We start from the raw sequence: 17,345 nt of genomic DNA on the forward strand, positions 1-17,345 counted from the left end.
GACGCGTCCGTCACCCCCCTGGGAGAGAGCAGCATGACCATCACCGGCACCACCGTCCGGCGCGCCTCGGCGGCGGGGCTCGTCCTCGCCACGGGCCTCACCACCTGCCTGGCCGTCGCACCCGCCGCCCTCGCCGCGACGCCGGCCGTCGCCGTCGACGCGGCCCCTGCCGCCGGACTCGGCCGCTACTACCAGCAGCCCCTGGACTGGCACGGCTGCGCTCGGGGCGGGGACGACCGGACGGGCCGCGCCCTCGACGCCGCGGGCGCGCGCTGCGCCGACGTGACCGTACCCCTCGACTACGGCGACCCCGGCGGCAGGACCATCACCGTCGCCGTGTCCCGTCTGAAGGCCACCGACACCCGCCGCCGGATCGGCTCCCTCCTGGTGAACCCCGGAGGCCCGGGCGGCCCAGGCCTCGGCATCGGACTTACCGTGCGCCCCGTGATGAAGGAAACCGGCGCCCGCTACGACGTGATCGGCATGGACCCGCGCTTCACCGGCCGCAGCACCCCCCTGGACTGCGGTCTGCCCTCCGGGCCCGGCCTGCTGTCGGCCGGCCCCGGCCGGGCCGGCTTCGACCGCCAGACCGCCCGGGCCAGAGACGTCGCGGACCGTTGCCGGGCCACCAACGCCGAGGTCCTGCCGCACGTCACGACACGCAACACCGCCCGGGACATCGACGTCGTGCGCGGCGCGCTCGGCGAACGGCGGATCTCCTACCTGGGCTACTCCTACGGCACCTACCTGGGCACGGCCTACACCCAGATGTTCCCCGCCCGCTACGACCGGGTGGTCCTCGACAGCGCCCTGGACCCCGACCGCTACAGCCCCCGCCTCATGAAGGGAACCGAGGCCGAGAACGAGAAGGCGTACGACGACTGGGCCGACTGGACCGCCGCCCGCGACACCACCTACGGCCTCGGCCGCACCCGGGAGGAGGTACGCGCCACCCTCGACGGCGTCATCGCCGCCTCCTCCCGCGAACCGCTCACCGTGGGGACCGCCCCCGACGCCTTCCGCCTCGACGACAGCCAGGTCCCCGCCCTGCTCTTCACGGGGATGGCCGACGACACCGACCCGGCGCGCGCCTCCCTGGCCGAGCAGATGTCCCTGCTCGCCCGGGCCGCCCAGGGCCACCCCTCCACCCTGCCGCCCGCCTTCGCCGACCTCCTGCGCTCCGTGTTCACCCCCGCCGGCTCCAGCACCGGCAGCGCCCAGACCGCGATCCTGTGCGGAGACGCACCCGCCCCGCGCGACCCCGAGACGTACTGGAACGACATCGAACGCGCCCGCGCCGCCCACCCGCTGTTCGCCCCGCTGACCGAGAACATCACCCCCTGCGCCTTCTGGGACCGCCCCCGCGAAGCCCCCGTCCAGGTCCGCCACGACACCCCGGCCCTGATCGTCGCCTCCACCGGCGACCCCCGCGTCCCCTACACCCGCAGCACCGCCCTGCACGACCGCCTCCCCAGCTCCCGCCTGCTCACCCTCGCGGGCGCCAACCAGCACGCCAACTACGGTGTCCACGGCAGCTCCTGCGTCGACACCGCCGTCAACGCCTACCTCGCCACCGGACACCTCCCCGCCCGCGACCGCACCTGCACCGCGTAGCTCCGCTACTCAGTGGCCCTTGAGTACGTCCGCTCATGCGTTCCGACCAGCTGTTTCCCTACCGTGACCCGCATGGACACGAACGCGGCTCCCGCCTGCCCCCGGCCCTCCGACACCCCGCGCTGGGCCACCGTCCTCGGGGTCGCGCTGGCGGTCCTCACCGCCCTGGTCGTCCTGGGAGCCATGGCGCTGGCCAAGTTCGAGGACTCCCTGACCCAGCACGGGTACGTCAAAGGCCCCGGAAGCGTCGTCGAGCCCCTGGGCGCGGGCGGGACCGCCCGCTACGACGACGGCCTGAGGATCACCGTGGGCCCTCCCCGCCGGGAACCCGACGGCAGCTACAGCTTCACGATCACCTACGACAACGGCACGGGTGAGGAGTTGCGCCCGGGCGGGATGTCCCCCGACACCGGCGTCGGCACGACCGGTGGCTCCGCCGCCGTCGTGGTCCGGGCGGGGAAGGCCATCGACTCCGGCCCGCTGTCCACCCCTTCCGCCTTCGGCTCCGCTCCCGTCCCTGCTGCGAGCATGACCTTCCTGGACCAGGCCGCGACCGTCACCGCCCTCACGCCGCCCCTCGGCACGGAGCAGAAGCGCACCGTGCCGGTGCGGGTGAAGCCCGACAAGGCGGGAGGCCCGGTCACGATCGAGGTCGCCCCGAAGTCGCCCGGGTTCCGCGACACCGCGTACTGGCAGTTCGACCTCGGCTGACTCCGCGTACAGGTGCCGCCTCTGCCGCTCCGTGGTGAGTGGCCGACGGTCAGGGCCGGTGCGAGGAGCCGGACGCGTGCGAGAGCCCGTCGGGCCTCTGCCGCGGCCCGGCGGCAGCTGCGCGCAGCCGGTCCAGGGCCGCCTGGCTCTCCGCGTCCGCCGCACGGTAGATCACCAGCAGCTGGTCCGGGTCCTGGAGCGGCCTGAGGGTCTCGAACTGCACGGTGAGGACGCCGGCCTCGGGGTGTCGCAGCGCCTTGTGGCCGCGGCCGTTGACCCGGACGTCCCGCTCGGCCCACAGGCGCGCGAACTCCTCGTCACCGGCGGTGAATTCGGCGATGAGGCCGCTCAGGGCCCGGTCTTCCGGGTGGGCGGCCCACGCGGCGCGCAGGTGGGCGATCCCCTCCCGCACCACGCGTTCGCGGTCGAGGTAGAACTCCCGCACCCGCGGGTGCATGAGGCACAGCCACATCGCGTTGCGCTGCGGGGGCGGCAGGGCGTCGAAGTCCACCATCAGTCCCGCCATTTCGGCGTTCCAGGCCAGGATGTCGTAGCGGTGGTTCAGGAGCATGGCGGGCAGCGGCGCGAGGTCGGCGACCAGCCGGGCCAGCGGCGGCGCGGCGGCGGTGGCGGGCCGGTCGGCGCCGGGGGGCCGCCGCAGGGCCAGGTCGAAGAGGTAGGCACGCTCGTCGGGGGCCAGGCGCAGCGCCCCGGCCAGGGCCTGGAGCACGTCGGGGGAGGGGCGCAGCCCGCGGGCCTGTTCCAGCCGGACGACGTAGTCGACGCTGACCCCGGCCAGTTCGGCGACCTCCTCACGGCGCAGCCCCGGGGTGCGGCGGTTCCGGAGGCGCGCCGGCAGGCCGACGTCCCGGGGATCCAGGCGTTCGCGCCGGCTGCGCAGGAACGCGGCCAGCTCCTGGGTCTGGGTCCTGTCCGGCGCGGAGGTCGTCATGACCGGCGCAACAGCCAGGGTAGGACAGATGTTCCCAGGAAGTCCCCTCCCTTATCCGTGCCCCGTCGCCACCGCAGACTCGCTGTCGACGACGGATCACGAACACGGGAGGTCACCATGGCACTCACCCTCGACAGCTACCGGCTGCTGGGCCGTTCCGGACTGCGGGTCTCACCGCTCGCGCTGGGCACGGCCACGTTCGGCACCGAGTTCGGCTGGGGCGCGGAGAAGGCAGAGGCGCGCAGGCTGTTCGACGCCTACGTCGAGCGCGGCGGCAACTTCATCGACACCGCCAGCACGTACACCGACGGCAGTTCCGAACGCCAGCTGGGCGAGTTCACCCGGGGCGGCCGCGAAGGCCTGGTGCTGGCGACGAAGTACACCACGCTGCGCCGGCCGGGCGACCCGAACTCCGCGGGGAGCCACCGCAAGAGCATGTTCGCCTCGGTGGAGTCCAGCCTCCGGCGGCTGGGCACGGACTACCTCGACCTGCTGTACCTGCACGTGTGGGACTTCACGACGCCGGTCGAGGAGATCCTGCGCGCCATGGACGACCTGGTGCGGCAGGGCAAGGTCCTGTACGTGGCGGTCTCCAACGTCCCGGCCTGGGAGGTCTCGCGCATGCAGGCGGTCGCCGACCTGCGCGGCTGGTCCCCGCTCGTCGCCCTGCAGATCGAGTACAACCTCCTCAACCGGGCGGCGGAACGCGATCTCGTCCCGATGGCACGGGAGATGGGCCTGGGCGTGCTGCCGTACTCCCCGCTGGCGGGCGGCCTGCTCACCGGCACGTACGGCCGCGCCGACCTGACCGCGGCGGCCGCCGGCGCGGGGGAGGGCACCCGGAGGAGCTTCAACGCCGGGCTGGGCATGGTCACCGAACGCGCCCTCGCCGTCGCCGAGGTCGTGAAGGAGGTCGCCGCCGAACTGGGCCGCACACCCGCGCAGGTCGCGCTCGCCTGGACGCTGCACCGGCCGGGCGTGACGGCGCCCGTCGTCGGCGCCCGCACGCTCACGCAGCTGGAGGACAACCTGGGCGCCCTGGAGGTCGAACTCAGCGCCGCCCAGTCGGACCGCCTCGACGAGGCCGGCCGCATCGAACTCGGCTACCCCCACGACCTGCTGGCCGGCCCCCACATCCGCCAGGTCACCCGGGGCGACCTGAAGATCGCCCCCCGCCCCTGAGACCCGCCGGCGCCCCGAGACGCCACCCACCTGACTCCCCGAGCAGACCGCACAGGCCATCCTGGGAGCGGTGCCGCACTGGACGATCAACACCTAAACCCCGTAGGGAAGTTAGAGAGGACATGGGCACCACCGAAGCCAGTCTCACCCCGCTCCCGATCATGGACGTCCACGTCGTCCTGCACCACCAGGACCCGGCGGCTCTGCGCTCGATTGTTCACCTCACTGAGACCCGTAGAGCTCCCACTGCCTCATGACCCCTGCGTAGAGGTAGGAACACGCCTCTTCCTCCGAATCGAAACTCGCTTCCTCCCAGTGCTCGCCACGCTCATAGACGTCGATCGTCCATCGACCGTCGCGGCCCTCGGTGAGGACGGGGGCCGCCTCGTGCAGATGGTTGGACGTCGAGAGACCCCGCGTGCTGATCCCGTAGAAGCGGTCGCTCACACCTGCCTCGGTGAGGCGCGTCAGAAGTTGGTGACGATCCATCAGCAGGATTTTCCATTCTCGAAGACAAGGTATTCCGCGGCGCAGAGTACCTTGACGGGCTTTTCAAGGGAGAACTGAGTGACGCCTCCGGGTTGTTCGAACCACGGTGCGGCCTTGGTTGCCGCAGGAATCCACTGCATGCGAATTCCAGCACTTCCCGACGAACTGCTCCCTCGCCAGGTTGTCGTATCGCTCCCACTCCTCGGCAAGGCGCCCGGCGTCGGCGTGGGTGGCGCCGCGCGCGCTCCCCGGCTGCTCCTGTGCGCCGTACGACCCGAAGCGTTGGCCCACCCGGGATGGTCGGCCAGCCGTGCCTGTCCCGCGAGGAGGAGCGGTGGGACCGCCATTTACTTTGGGTGCTCGCCCACCTACGCTCTGCTCTGAAATTCTCGGAGCGTCGCACAGAAGGGGGAATCACCCGTGGGTGACGAGAACAAGGGCGGCCCGAACGACGGTAGGGGCGGCTCCCACGCCAAGCCCGGTGGCCCGCAGATCGGCCCCAAGCCGAATCCCGACGGACAGGGCCCGACTCCCGATCCGAAGCACAAGTGACGGCGATCGCCGACCTCCAGGGCCGGCTCGTCGACCGGTTGGAGGCCTCGGGTGCGCTGACCCCGGGCTGGCGTCAGGCCTTCCTCGACGTCGGGCGCCACCTGTTCCTCCCGGACGTCGTCTGGGCGAGCACCAGCGACGGCTACGAGCGCTGCGACCGGACGGAGAACCCCGGGAGGTGGCTGGAGCTCGCGTACTCCGACGTGGCGATCGTGACGCAGTGGGAGGACGACGCGGACGGCGGGCAGCGGGAGCCGACGTCGTCGGTCTCCATGCCGACGATGGTGGCCTCCATGCTGCGCGACCTGGACGTCCACGAAGGCCACACGGTCTGGGAGGGCGGGACCGGCCCGGGCTGGAACGCCGCGCTGCTGGCCCGGCGCCAAGGCGCGCAGGCCGTGGTGACCGTGGAACTGGACCGGGAGGTCGCCGCCCAGGCCGAGGCGAATCTCCGGGCCCTCGACGACGCCCCGACCGCGGTAGTGGGCGACGCCGCCGACGGGTACCCGCCGCGGGCCCCGTACGACCGGGGGATCCTCACCTGCTCGGTACGGGAGGTCCCCGCGGCCGTGATCGGGCAGATCCGGCCGCAGGGAGTGCTGGTGCTGCCCTTCGCGCCGCTCTTCGGCGGCGGAGCCGTCGCCCGCCTCACCGCCGCCGGCCGCACCGCCGAGGGGCCGTTCACGGGGTCCTCGGCGTTCATGCGCATGCGTCAACAGCGCTACCAGGGCCCGCCCGTCGACGACTACCTGCCCGGCGACTGGCCCGGCGACGCCGCGCAGGAGTACACGACCCTCAGTCCGCTCGATGTCGTGGACGACTGGCTGGCGTCCTTCGTCGTGGGCCTGGCCGTGCCCGATGCGTACTACCGGCGCAGCGACGGCGACGGGATGACCACCCTGTGGCTGTTCGACACCGGCGTCACGTCCTGGGCCACGGTCGACTTCGTGGACGGCGCGGAACGGTACGAGGTTCGCCAGTCGGGTCCTCGCCGGATGTGGTCGGAGATCGAGGATGTCGTCCGCTGGTGGGAGAAGCAGGGCCGCCCGGGCTTCGACCGGTTCGGGCTGACCGTGGACACGGACGGATGGCACCGGGCGTGGCTGGACGAGCCGGCCAACCCGCTGCCATCCGTACGGGGGTAAGGCTGAGCCCGGCCGGACAGCGGCTTCCCCCGCGGTCCGGCCGGCACGTCTCCCGGTACCGGATCGGCCGGGAGACGAGACCTCCCGCGCTCCTCGGCGGCCCGCCGGACGATCCGGCGGGCCGCCGCCCCGCGTCCTGCGGCGCCCGAACGTCCCGCTGTACGGCGGCCGTTGACCAGCAGGTCGGCGTCTCATCGTGCGTCAGGACGGCGCTCCGCCGTCCGATGGCGCTGACGTCCAGCACCTGCACCTGCTCGCCCGCCGGCCGGCCGACCGAGAGCAGTCGGCCGGTCGCGGCACGCACGGCCTCCCGGCCGAACCAACGCCGCTCAGACCACCGCCCCGTTGTGGTCGCGCGCCCGCGCCGCGCCCGCCGCGTGAGGCGCCGGTGCCTCCCCGGCCTCCTGCGGCCGGTCCGGGAACCGCTCCTGGAGCAGGACGACCACCGGCATCGCGGTGAACACCGTCGACGCGGTGCCCAGCAGGACCCCGGCCAGCAGCGCCACCGAGAAGTCGGCGAGCGCGTCGCCGCCGAAGGCCGCCAGGGCCACCAGGACGAACAGCGCCCCCATGCCGGTGTTCACCGTCCGGGGGAGGGTCTGCGCCACGGCGCGGTCCGCGAGATCCGCCCAGTTCGCCTTCGTCCCGGTCCGGCGCAGCTCGCGCAGCCGGTCCAGGACCACCACCGTGTCGTTGACCGAGTACCCGACGATGGTGAGCAGCGCGGCGAGGAAGACGCTGTCCACCGGCTTGCCCAGCCAGGCGAAGAGGCCGAGGACGAGCAGCAGGTCCTGCGCCATCGCGATCACCGCTGCGGCCGCGAAGGCCCACCGGAAGCGGATCGTGAGGTAGAGCAGCTGGGCGGCGACCGCGAGCCCGAGCGCGGCCAGCGCGTAGCCGCGCAGCTCGCCGCCGAGGCTCGGCCCGATCAGCTCGTCGCGCTCCACGGACAGCTCGCCGGTGACGCCGGTGAGCGCCTCCCGGATGCGCTCCTGCTGGTCGTCGCCGGTCTCCTTGGTGCGGACGGACACCCCGGTGTCGCCGGTGGTCTGAACCACGGCCTGGGGGAACCCGGCGCCGACCACCGCCGCGCGGGCGGCGTCCGCGTCGACCCGCTGCGCGGCGGTGTACTGCGCCACCCGACCGCCGGTGAACTCGACGCCGAAGTCCAGGCCGCGCCCGCCGATCCCGGCCACGGCGAGCAGCAGCAGGCCGGCGCAGACGCCCAGCCAGCGCCGCCGGTGGCGCATCAGCCGGGGCGGCCGCCGGGTCAGCCGGGTCCGGAGCCGGCCGACGGTGGCCATGCCGGTCAGGGCGGGCCGCCGGGCGACGGCGGGCCGGCGCACCGCCCACTCGGCGAGCAGCCGGGTGATCAGCATGGCCGAGAACATCGAGGCCAGCACGCCGATCGAGAGCGTCACCCCGAAGCCCTTGACCGGGCCGGTGGCGAACACGAAGAGCAGACCGGCGGCGAGCAGCGTCGTCACGTTGGAGTCGGCCACCGCGCTCCATGCCTTCGCGAACCCGACGCGCAGCGGGCGCCGAAGGTCCCGCTCCCTGCCGGGGCCGACCGCGCGAGGAGCGGTGTACTCCTCCCTGGCCCGTTCGAAGACCAGCACGTTGGCGTCCACCGCCATGCCGATGGCGAGCACGAAGCCGGCCAGCCCGGGCAGGGTGAGCGTCGCGCCGAGCGCGACCACGGCGGCGTACGAGATCAGTCCGTAGAGGGCGAGGGCGACGGTGGCCAGCACACCGAGCAGGCGGTACACCGCGATGACGAAGGCCCCGGTGCAGAGCAGGCCGATGGCCGCGGCGAGGGCGCTGGCCCGAATCGCCTCGGCGCCGAGGGTGGGGCCGACAGTGCTCTGCTCGATCACCGTCACCGGGACGGGCAGGGCACCGCCCTTGACCAGGGCGGCGAGATCGCGGGCCTCGTCGGCCGAGAAACCGCCGGTGATCTGGGTCGAACCACCGGTGATCCCCTGCCCGCAGGGCACGCTGTCCTGGACGCCGGGGGCGGACAGGACGCGGTCGTCGAGCACGATGGCGACCCGGCGGGCGGGGTCGGCCGGCGCGGCGCACGCGGCTTCCCCGGTGAGCCGGGCCCAGGCGTCGCCGGCCGAGCCGCGGAAGGAGAGGTCGATGCTCCAGCCGAGGCCCGTCCGGGTGTCGAGGACGGCCGAGGCGTCCTTGACGCCGTCGCCGGTCAGCACCGGCGGACCCAGCCGCAGGTGGCCGCCGGGGAGGCCGGGGTCGGCGAGGACCCGGGAGCCGTCCGCCGCCGGGGGTCCGGCCGGGCCGTCGGCGGTCGCGGTGACGGCGTGGAAGGTGAGCTGGGCGGTGCGGCCGATGACCCCGGCGGCCTCGCGGGGGTCCTGGACGCCGGGGAGTTCGACGACGATGCGCCGTTCCCCGGCGCGGGCGAGCGAGGGTTCGGCGACACCGAGACCGTCGACCCGGCGGCGCAGCACCTCCAGCGCCCGGTCGGTGGCGTCCGCGTCGGCGCGGACAGTGGGCGAGTCCTGGGTCTCCAGGACGATCCGGGTGCCGCCGCGCAGGTCGAGCCCGAGGCGGGGCGGGGTGGTCAGGGCGACGTAGAACGAGACGCCGACGACGGCGAGCGCGACGAGCGCGCGCCAGAACGCGGCACGGCGAATAGGCATGGGTACTCCACGGGCGGTCCGCGGGAGCCGGGCGTCCGCAGGGGGACGCCGCACCCGGGACGGGCGGACGCGAGGGGACGGCGCGCCGCCGGGAACGCTCCGAGCACGGTGGCCGGAGCCTTCCCGTCCGGGCCGCGGGCAGGCCGCGGCACCCGGGTCGGCGGGCGCGGTGGAACGTCAGCTGGACCGGGTGGAAGGGGGACCGCGGGTGTGGCGGGGGTCGTAGCGATCGGACGGCGGCGCCCGCTCCTGGCGCGGCCCCGGGGCGTACATCCCGGGCCGGGGCCGGGGGGCGTCCGTCCGGCCGGACGGGAGCGCGGCCGGCGGGAGCGCGGGCAGCCGGACACCGGCCTCGGCGGCGGCCGTCTGCCGCTGGGCGACGTCGTGGCGGGGGCGGTCCGCAGCGCGCCGGACCTCCGCGCCCGCCGGGCCGAGCCGTGCGACGGCGGGGGCCGCCGGGGCGGCGACGGCGGGCGGCGTGCCGGGGGCCGGCTGCGCCGCGCCCGTCGCCGTGGCCGTCGTCGTGCCGAGGAGGACCTGGCAGACGGCCCAGGCCGTGAGGAACGCCCAGGACAGCGCGGCCGCCGCGGTCCGACGTACGCGTCGCTCCACTCCGGCCCCCTCCCCGCTCGTGCCGTCACCAGGCCCCGCCCGCAAGAAGCTCTCACTGTAGGCGACGACACCGTCGTGCGGGGAGGCCGGGGCGGCGGAGCGGACCGGCCGAGGCCGGGGTCACGGTCCGGCGGGGACCTGCGCGGTGGCGCGAGGGCGCCCTCCCGAAGGACGGCGCCCTCGATCCGGCGCCCTTGACCCGGCGTCCGCGGATCAGTGCCGCCGGCCGAGGAAGTAGCCGATCTCCAGCGTGCACCCGCCGTACGATCGCTCGCTCCGCCTGCGCGGGGAGGCCCGAACCGAGGACGTCGACCCCTGGGACTTCCACGCGTCCGCCTCGCCCATGGACAGACGAAGGCTGTCGGCACGCTCGACGGGATCGCCGTCCGCGCTCTCATCGCGCTCCGGCGGCATGGCGGTCGGGCTGGTCGGCCGCTTGGCGTCGCCTTCCCGCTCTGTCATCCTGCGGGAACGGTGGCCGGGGGAGGGCCGTCGGGTGGTCCGTGCTTCAGGGGGGTTTGATGGGATCGGTCGGTGTGGTGTGCGCGGTGGCCGCGCTCCTCGGGGCGGCGCTGCTGCGATGGCACCCGGCCCGGGGGAGGACTGACGGCCTGACAGCCGCGGCGATCGCGGGGGTCCGTGGGGGATCGAAGGCCGCACTGGTCGTGGCCGTCGTCGAACTGCACCTCGCGGGGGTGCTCGACACCGACCGACGGGGCCGCCTGCGGCGGGTGGTGCACGCCCACTCAGGGCAGGACGCAACTCCACTGCACCGGGCAGCGCGGACGGCGTTCGGCCGGGACCTGTCCTGGGCCGACGCCGTGACCACCCCACCTGTGCGGCGGGCCCGCGAGGAGACCCGCACCGACCTGGTCCGCCGCGGCCTGCGCTGCGGTCCGGCCCGGCTGGCCGCATCCAGCGTGCTGGCTGCGGCCACGTGCGCCACGGGCGCGTTCGCCACCGCCCGGGGCGCCTGGTGGACAGGCCTGCCCATGGCCGTACTCCCGCTCATGCTGCTCTGCGCTCCGGCCCGCACCCTCGCCGGACACAGGCTGCTTCGCGAGCTGCGCCGCCGGCACCCCCTGAACGGGGCGGTGGCATCAGGTGGCACACGGCCGGGGCCCGACGGGGCAGGACTGCTGACCGCACTGTACGGACGCCGGGCGCTGCGCCTGCTGCTGCCGGACTTCGCCGCCCGGGCCGCGCTCCTCGGCGGGCGCGGGGCCCGGGAGACCGTCGCCCGCACCGGCAGCGACTACGGCCCGTACGAGGGGTCCGGCGACGCCGCGATCTACGGCGGCGACCTCTGATCTCGGGTGACCCCGAATGCCGCTGCCGGTACAGGCGCCCGTCGGCGGACTGCGGCTCAGCACCGCTGCCGGGCCCTCCCGCCGTGGTGCGCGCCAGCGCGGACCTGTGGCCCGCCGGTCCGCACACCGCACCGACCACGACGCCCCATCGGCCCCGCCAGTGCGGAGGCTTGCCTGCGGCCTTCTCCGCACCGCATGTGGCTCATGCGGCCCGATCCTGTCAACAGCCGCTGGTGGCAGGTGTGTTCAGCAGGGGACGGCCTGGGCGCCGATGAGGCCCTGGCCGGTGGCGGCGGCTCTTCGCCAGACCGGTACAAGGTCGTCGAGCAGGGCGGCGGCGTCCTCTTCCGAGACTTCGTCCAGGATGTCGTACAGGCGCTGCTCCACGGTGCTGCGCTGGTCGGGTGTCAGGTCGAGTGCGGCCTGGACGGCGGTGAGCGTGGCGCGGACCTCCTGCGGGGTGAGGACGAAGTGGCCGAACCAGCCGGGCAGGGCGAGGAACCGCTCGGCTCGGAGCGCGTGGGCGAGGCCGACGGCGGGGTAGCCCTTGCGGCAGGAGGACTTCAGGAACGGGCCGGCCGCCTCGTGGGTGCCCCAGATCCCGAAGAGCACGTCGAGATGGTCGTCGAGGAGGTAGGGGGCGGCCAGGTCGTGAAGCTCCGTCACGTCCGGTCGTCCCGGGCTTTCGTGGCGCCACCGCTCCAGCCCCTCGCGGCCTGCCGCCGCCTGGGCGTCGATCAGGGGCGTGAACACCGGGGCCACGTCGGCGACCACGTCGACGGGCACCGGCATCACGACCCAGTACCCCCTGAAGCTCATACCGCGAGGATAGGCGGACCGTGTGACACCCGGGCCGTTGTTCCCGGGGCCGTTACCGGCGCCCGACGATGGCGTTGGCGGCGGTGTGGCGGGAGGACGGGTCGTCGGGGCCGCCCGGTGTCCTGGCGACGATGGAGTCGGGGGTGAAGTTCCACCCGGGCTTGCCCGTGTCGGCGAGGGGGGTGCTGGCGACGGCGAACCCGGAGCCGTCGGCGGGGGCGGCGACCTCGCTCAGGGTGGCGTTGCCGTCGCGGTGGGAGGCCCGCAGTCCGTTGTACGTGCCGTGGATGGTCTGGCCGCCGTCGCGCAGCGGGCTGAGTGAGGCGGTGGGGGTCTGGTACGGGTCGCCGGCCGGGCCGAGGTTCGTGAAGACGATGCTCGCGGTCGGTTTCGTCGGGTCCGCTTTCCCGGCTGCGACGGCCAGGTTGCGTGCGGCGGTGGCGTCCGCGGGAAGGGTCCCCACCGCCGGGTCGGGCGGGACGTAGGCGGCGATGTGGGTGGCGGTGTCGGGGTTGCCGTAGGCGAGGACGGCGCCCGGGACGTGGGACACCGAGCGGGGGTCGTCCACGCTGAGCAGGAGCTGGGGCGGTACGCCGGGGGTGTCGATCTGCTTCTGGAGGGCGTCGAGGCCGTCCAGGTTCGCCTGGGTGATGTTCTGCGAAGGGGGGCCGGTGAGTTCTCGCGCCATCTCCTCGCGCAGCTGGGGCAGCCAGGCCCGGTTGGCCTGGTCACGGACCTCGGCGGGCACGCCGTCCAGGGACCCGATCCAGCCGGGGCGGTCCTGGATGAGCTGCTGCCGGGTGGCCTCGGGCAGGGAGTCCCACCACGCCCGGTTGGATTCGGGGTTGCCGCCGCCGCTCCCCACGCCGCCGCCCGGCATCCGGTCGAGTTCGGCGACGGCCTTGGTGATCTCGGCGACCTTCTCCGGGTAGTAGTCCCCGTCCTGCTTGGCGATGTAGTCGAAGGCGGCCAGGGCACGGGCGAGGCGGTCGTCGTCGCCCCGGGCGGAGGTGCACAGGGCGTCGATGTCCGTCACGAGGCGGTCCCGGGCGGCCTCCACCTCCTTGCGCCACTCGGGGTCGTTGCGGGAGTGCTGGTCGGGCGGCAGGACGCGCACCACCGGTGTGGCGTTCACGTCGGCGGCGACGATCTCCAGGCAGTTGCCGGTCGCCCGCGTGATGAGCGTCTGCTGGCGTGCCTGCAGGAGGAGGACGCTGTCGATGCCGTCGGTCAGCATCCGGCGCAGGTCCTCGATGAACTGGTCGACGAGCAGCAGCTGGTTGGTGCGGTTCTGGAGCGCGGTGGTGGTCGCGTCCGACGCCTGGCCGTGCCAGGACGAGGAGGCGAGGGTGCGCTGCATCGTCTGCCAGGCGGTGACCTGCTGCTTGTACCTGCCCTCGAAGGTCGTCAGGACCTGGACGGCCGTCCTGAGCGTGCCGACATCGGCTTCCTTGATCATTCCCCAGTAGTGCGGCATCAGCCCTGCCCCCCTGTCCCGGTCTGCGCACCGGCGCCGTCGACCGTCGAGGCGGCGCCGTTGTCCGTGTTCTCGTAACTCCTGGCGATGATGGACAGGTTGCCGGCCGCCTCCGCCAGGGTTCTGGTGGTGATGCGGTCGATGTGCTCGCCCAGGTCGTGGAGGGCGGCCTGGGCCGCTCCTTCGAAAGACCAGTTCGGCAGGCCCAGGGCCGGCGGCGCGTGGCCGAACGCCTCCGCCCAGTCCTGCTGGATGCCCTTCGCCACCGCGTAGCCGCTCTTCGACGCGTCGCGCAGGTCCTGCGGATTCACTCGGAACCCTGCCATCGTCTCAGCCCCCTCAGACACACCAGTTGCGTGATCGAACCGCCGCCCAGCGTAAATGACGAGCCCGAACAAGCCCAGCGCATCAGGGTTTTGACGGACAGCCAGCAAAAATGCTATCGACCGATCCCGGGGCCCGACCGCAGAGCCGAGCCCCGGGCGGTGCCCGGCTCCCGACCGCTGCGCCCGTCCTCGGCCCCGAGGGCGCAGCCGCAGGTCGGAGCCCGCCGTGATCACGAGTGGCCCACCCGGACGGCGCGACGAGACGTTCCGGGCCCCCTCGGGCGATCGCTCGGCCCGGTAGCCCGGTGGCCCGGTGGCCCGGTCGCGCGTTCGAGTGGTGTCGAGCCGCCGGTTGAGCGAGATCGGCGCTTCGCTACCATCCATGGAGAACGTCAGGTGCATGGGTGGGAGGGGCACTTCGGTGCCCGGTCCCTGTTCCCGGAGTACGGAGCGTTCATGTCACCGCTGTCCGTGGCCCGTCGCCTGGTCGTCGTTCTGCTGTCCCTGCTCGCCGTCGCCCTCGCCGGCGGTACGGCAACAGCGTCCGCCGCCGCGGCGAGCGCGGGGGTCCGAACGGGAGTGGACTGGGATGCCGTCGCCAGGTGCGAGAGCGGAGGGCGCTGGCAGGCCGACACCGGCAACGGCTACTACGGGGGGCTACAGTTCGACAGCGGGACCTGGCGCTCGAACGGCGGCCTCGCCTACGCGCCGCGCGCGGACCGGGCGACCCGCGAACAGCAGATCGCCGTGGCCGAACACCTCGCCGAGCGTCGCGGCCTGACCCCGTGGCCGGCCTGCGGAGCCCGTGCCGCACACAGCGGCGACCACCCGGCCGCTCACACCGGCAGCCACCGGCCGGCGCACACCCGGCCCCATGCCTCCGCCGCCCCGCCATCCCACGCCGACGCCCCCGCTCCGGTCTGCACGGACGACGACGAGGACTGCCCGGACACCTGGACCGTGGAACCCGGCGACACCCTCGGCGGCATCGCCGAGGCCTTCGCCACGGACGGCGGCTGGCCCGCCCTCTACGAACTCAACCAGGACACCATCGGCGACGACCCCGATCTGCTCCTGCCCGGCCAGGTCCTCGCACTGCGCTGACGCCCGCCGGCGGAGCGGGCCCGTACGAGCGGCGGCTCGACCCGTAGCCCGGGCACCTCATGGTCCACCTCGCCACTCGCGCCATGCCATCATCACCCCGCCTGTGAAGGAGCGTTCCACCGCGGCACTGGTGTGGAGTCGCCAACGACTCAGGACCAGGCGGAGATTCACGAGCCAGCCTCCCGTGACGTCGAGAGCCGGACGCCCGGCCGGACAGCTTCCAGCCCTTGGAGAGGCGTCCGCTCCTGGTCCGGCGGTCCGTCGCGGCGGGCACGCTCCGTCTCCGGGCCGTGCTGTCAGAGCCCGGTGCGATGCTCAACCACCATGGACACCCAGCAGTTCTGGAACCTGATCGAGGATGCCCGCTCGCGAGTGCCGGCCCCGGACAACGGCCACGCTGTTGCGATCCGGGCCGGCGCGCTACTCGCGCTTCGCCCCGCCGGGGAGATCGTCGCCGCCGAGCAGGTCCTGCGGAACCTGATGGCCGACTCGTACCGGGCTCCGCTGTGGGGCGCCGCCTACCTGATCAACGGCGGTTGCTCCGACGACGGTTTCGACTACTTCCGGGGTTGGCTGATCACACAGGGCCGCACGACCTTCGACAGCGTCATCACCGACCCGGACCGGCTCGCCGCGCTCCCGGCCGTACAGGCGTACGCCGCCGACGGGATCGACATCGAATGCGAAGAAGCCCTGAGCATCGCCTGGAGCGCTTACCGGGAAGCCACCGGTGAAGACCTCCCCGACGAGGCCCTCACCGTTCCGTACCCGCCGCTGGACCCGGCCTGGAACTTCGACTTCGGCGACGGTGACCAGCTGAGCCGACGGCTGCCACGCCTGGCGGCGTTGTATTCGGAGTGACGAAGCAGACAGCGCGGCGCCGCTCGAGGTCCGAGCCGACGGGCCGCCTCCCGTGGGCTACTGGATGCTCCAGCGGTGCGGATGTCCGGGATCGTTCGGGCAGGTGAAGATGTTGAGTTCGCCGAATCGGCCGACGGTGATTCCGGTGCAGCCCGTGGGGACCTTCCGGCCGGGTTCCGTTGCCGGAAGGCCCCCACGGATGGTCGGGGCGGGTGCCTACCAGACCTTGTGGAGCTCGAACAGGTCGGCCTTGAAGGAGCCCTGGGTGACGTGGGATCCGGAGTTGGAGCCGTCCACCGAGAGCCAGCGGTTGCTGTGCTTGGCCATGATCGCCTTCAGGTTGGTGCCCGGCACCGGCTGGATGAAGAAGATCTCGCTCTGCGAGTAGTTGCAGGGCTCGTCGATCAGCCAGTTGCCGTCGTCGGTCATGGCCTGGTCGATGCCGAGGCACCAGTGGCGCGCATGGTCCATCAGCTTGTAGTACTTACCGTCGGTCCGGGTCGGATTGTTCTCGCCGCACAGTGTCCACTGCTGGTGGGCGGCGTCCTGCCACGGCTCCTGGACGATCGAGCCGTTGTCCCACGACGCATGGGACCAGCCGAGCACCATCCGGTCGCTCGCATAGGTGTACGGGGTGAAGATGCGGTACCCGCCGCTCTCGCAGGTGAAGCCGTCCAGCGGATTCGCCGCGTGCGCGGCCGGCGCCGCGACGGTCAGCAGCGAGCCGACGAAGGCGACGCTGCCGAGCACGGCTCCGAGTCGGTGGGTGGAGCGCTTGCCGGACTTCGCCATGGTCTTCCCTCCTGGGTGGGACGCGGTCACGGGTCAGTGCTTGCAGAGTTCGAGGCGGGCCGCCTCGCGGACGGTCCCCGCCGGCTCGGGGTACGAGCAGAGCACCACGCCCTCGCTCGCCGCCCCGTACGTCGTGTAGTAGCCGGTGCCGTTCGGGTTGGCTTTGATCCAGTACCCGGTGCCCTGGCCCGAGCGGGCGCACAGGTAGCGGGTCCACTCGCCGTCGACGCGCAGGAACCCGCGGAAGATCCCGTAGTTGCCCGGCGCGTTGATGTTCACCGTCCGGGAGGTGTCCGTGGTCCGGGTGTTGGCCCGGCTGGTCTCGACCTGGAATCCGGTCTTGAGGCCGACCTGCCCCAGGGCGGAGCTGTAGCTGAGGTTGAAATCGGCACTGTTGTTGATCTTGGTGGTGATCATCGCCACCTGGGTGAGCCGTTGCTGCTGCTGCCCCGTCGTCCCGGGGACGACGTTGAAGGACGTGAACTCGGTGACCACCGGGGTGACGGTGGCCGTCACGATGTCGTCCCAGACCTGCTCGATCTCGGGGTTGCAGGTGGCGCGCGGCGGCGCGTCGGCCTGCGCGGGGGCGGCGGTGAGGCCCAACCCGGCGACGGCGAAGAGGGCGGCCAACCCCGAGGTGAAGACGGTCCGTCGACGCCTGGGTGATGCTGTCATGAGGAGATCCCTCCGGTAGGGGGAATGGTTCCGGTCCGACCTCCCGGAAGCCTCGCGTGCG

General features: G+C 73.2%; 17 protein-coding genes. 7 read left to right on the forward strand and 10 right to left on the reverse strand.

Going from position 1 to position 17,345, the window contains the following annotated elements; genetic code table 11:
- Positions 1 to 33: 33 nt before the first annotated feature.
- Positions 34 to 1,614 (forward strand): alpha/beta fold hydrolase, encoded by a 1,581-nt coding sequence (locus ACFVU7_RS36135; protein WP_388049642.1) that lies wholly within the window; start codon positions 34 to 36, stop codon positions 1,612 to 1,614.
- A 72-nt stretch (positions 1,615 to 1,686) separates the two neighbouring features.
- Complete coding sequence (locus ACFVU7_RS36140; RefSeq protein WP_388049645.1) at positions 1,687 to 2,325, forward strand: hypothetical protein; 639 nt, start codon at positions 1,687 to 1,689, stop codon at positions 2,323 to 2,325.
- 49 nt (positions 2,326 to 2,374) lie between these two features.
- On the opposite strand, the gene ACFVU7_RS36145 is transcribed toward ACFVU7_RS36140, so the two are convergent.
- Positions 2,375 to 3,277 (reverse strand): helix-turn-helix domain-containing protein, encoded by a 903-nt coding sequence (locus tag ACFVU7_RS36145; protein ID WP_388049648.1) that lies wholly within the window; start codon positions 3,275 to 3,277, stop codon positions 2,375 to 2,377.
- 117 nt (positions 3,278 to 3,394) lie between these two features.
- On the opposite strand from ACFVU7_RS36145, the gene ACFVU7_RS36150 reads away from it, so the two are divergent.
- Positions 3,395 to 4,459, forward strand: a complete 1,065-nt coding sequence (locus tag ACFVU7_RS36150) for an aldo/keto reductase (protein ID WP_388049651.1) — start codon at positions 3,395 to 3,397, stop codon at positions 4,457 to 4,459.
- 222 nt (positions 4,460 to 4,681) lie between these two features.
- Here the strand turns inward: ACFVU7_RS36150 and ACFVU7_RS36155 are convergent, their stop codons facing one another.
- Positions 4,682 to 4,948, reverse strand: coding sequence for a hypothetical protein (locus ACFVU7_RS36155; protein ID WP_074003571.1), 267 nt, complete (start codon positions 4,946 to 4,948; stop codon positions 4,682 to 4,684).
- Between the two features lie 548 nt (positions 4,949 to 5,496).
- Here ACFVU7_RS36155 and ACFVU7_RS36160 point away from each other — a divergent pair.
- Complete coding sequence (locus ACFVU7_RS36160; protein ID WP_388049654.1) at positions 5,497 to 6,645, forward strand: protein-L-isoaspartate(D-aspartate) O-methyltransferase; 1,149 nt, start codon at positions 5,497 to 5,499, stop codon at positions 6,643 to 6,645.
- Positions 6,646 to 6,974: 329 nt separating this feature from the next.
- On the opposite strand, the gene secD is transcribed toward ACFVU7_RS36160, so the two are convergent.
- From secD to ACFVU7_RS36175, 3 genes are all read right to left on the reverse strand, one after another.
- Entirely contained in the window at positions 6,975 to 9,308 is a 2,334-nt protein-coding gene (secD, locus tag ACFVU7_RS36165) for a protein translocase subunit SecD (protein WP_388049656.1), read from the reverse strand.
- 177 nt (positions 9,309 to 9,485) lie between these two features.
- Positions 9,486 to 9,920, reverse strand: coding sequence for a hypothetical protein (locus tag ACFVU7_RS36170; RefSeq protein WP_388049659.1), 435 nt, complete (start codon positions 9,918 to 9,920; stop codon positions 9,486 to 9,488).
- Positions 9,921 to 10,133: 213 nt separating this feature from the next.
- On the reverse strand, positions 10,134 to 10,382 hold the full coding sequence (locus tag ACFVU7_RS36175) for a hypothetical protein (protein WP_388049660.1): 249 nt from the start codon (positions 10,380 to 10,382) through the stop codon (positions 10,134 to 10,136).
- A gap of 59 nt (positions 10,383 to 10,441) precedes the next feature.
- Between ACFVU7_RS36175 and ACFVU7_RS36180 the strand changes: the two genes are divergently transcribed.
- On the forward strand, positions 10,442 to 11,230 hold the full coding sequence (locus ACFVU7_RS36180; protein WP_388049663.1) for a TIGR04222 domain-containing membrane protein: 789 nt from the start codon (positions 10,442 to 10,444) through the stop codon (positions 11,228 to 11,230).
- 246 nt (positions 11,231 to 11,476) lie between these two features.
- Here ACFVU7_RS36180 and ACFVU7_RS36185 read toward each other — a convergent pair whose 3' ends face one another.
- The 3 genes from ACFVU7_RS36185 to ACFVU7_RS36195 are packed head-to-tail and all read right to left on the reverse strand — an operon-like array spanning position 11,477 to position 13,852.
- Positions 11,477 to 12,049, reverse strand: a complete 573-nt coding sequence (locus ACFVU7_RS36185; RefSeq protein ID WP_388049666.1) for a hypothetical protein — start codon at positions 12,047 to 12,049, stop codon at positions 11,477 to 11,479.
- A 52-nt stretch (positions 12,050 to 12,101) separates the two neighbouring features.
- Entirely contained in the window at positions 12,102 to 13,508 is a 1,407-nt protein-coding gene (locus tag ACFVU7_RS36190) for a hypothetical protein (RefSeq protein WP_388049669.1), read from the reverse strand.
- Positions 13,509 to 13,525: 17 nt separating this feature from the next.
- Complete coding sequence (locus tag ACFVU7_RS36195; protein ID WP_159028505.1) at positions 13,526 to 13,852, reverse strand: hypothetical protein; 327 nt, start codon at positions 13,850 to 13,852, stop codon at positions 13,526 to 13,528.
- A 456-nt stretch (positions 13,853 to 14,308) separates the two neighbouring features.
- Here ACFVU7_RS36195 and ACFVU7_RS36200 point away from each other — a divergent pair, with 456 nt between their 5' ends.
- Together ACFVU7_RS36200 and ACFVU7_RS36205 are read left to right on the forward strand one after the other, a co-directional pair.
- The gene (locus ACFVU7_RS36200) at positions 14,309 to 14,956 is read left to right on the forward strand and encodes a transglycosylase family protein (protein ID WP_388049672.1); all 648 of its coding nucleotides are present in this window, start codon (positions 14,309 to 14,311) and stop codon (positions 14,954 to 14,956) included.
- Between the two features lie 324 nt (positions 14,957 to 15,280).
- Complete coding sequence (locus ACFVU7_RS36205; protein WP_380743364.1) at positions 15,281 to 15,817, forward strand: DUF4240 domain-containing protein; 537 nt, start codon at positions 15,281 to 15,283, stop codon at positions 15,815 to 15,817.
- A gap of 216 nt (positions 15,818 to 16,033) precedes the next feature.
- Here ACFVU7_RS36205 and ACFVU7_RS36210 read toward each other — a convergent pair whose 3' ends face one another.
- Both ACFVU7_RS36210 and ACFVU7_RS36215 read right to left on the reverse strand, forming a co-directional pair.
- Positions 16,034 to 16,609, reverse strand: a complete 576-nt coding sequence (locus ACFVU7_RS36210) for an RICIN domain-containing protein (protein ID WP_388049675.1) — start codon at positions 16,607 to 16,609, stop codon at positions 16,034 to 16,036.
- 33 nt (positions 16,610 to 16,642) lie between these two features.
- On the reverse strand, positions 16,643 to 17,284 hold the full coding sequence (locus ACFVU7_RS36215; protein ID WP_147409029.1) for a hypothetical protein: 642 nt from the start codon (positions 17,282 to 17,284) through the stop codon (positions 16,643 to 16,645).
- Positions 17,285 to 17,345: the final 61 nt, after the last annotated feature.

Source organism: Kitasatospora sp. NPDC058046 (assembly GCF_042885595.1).
GTDB lineage: Bacteria > Actinomycetota > Actinomycetes > Streptomycetales > Streptomycetaceae > Kitasatospora.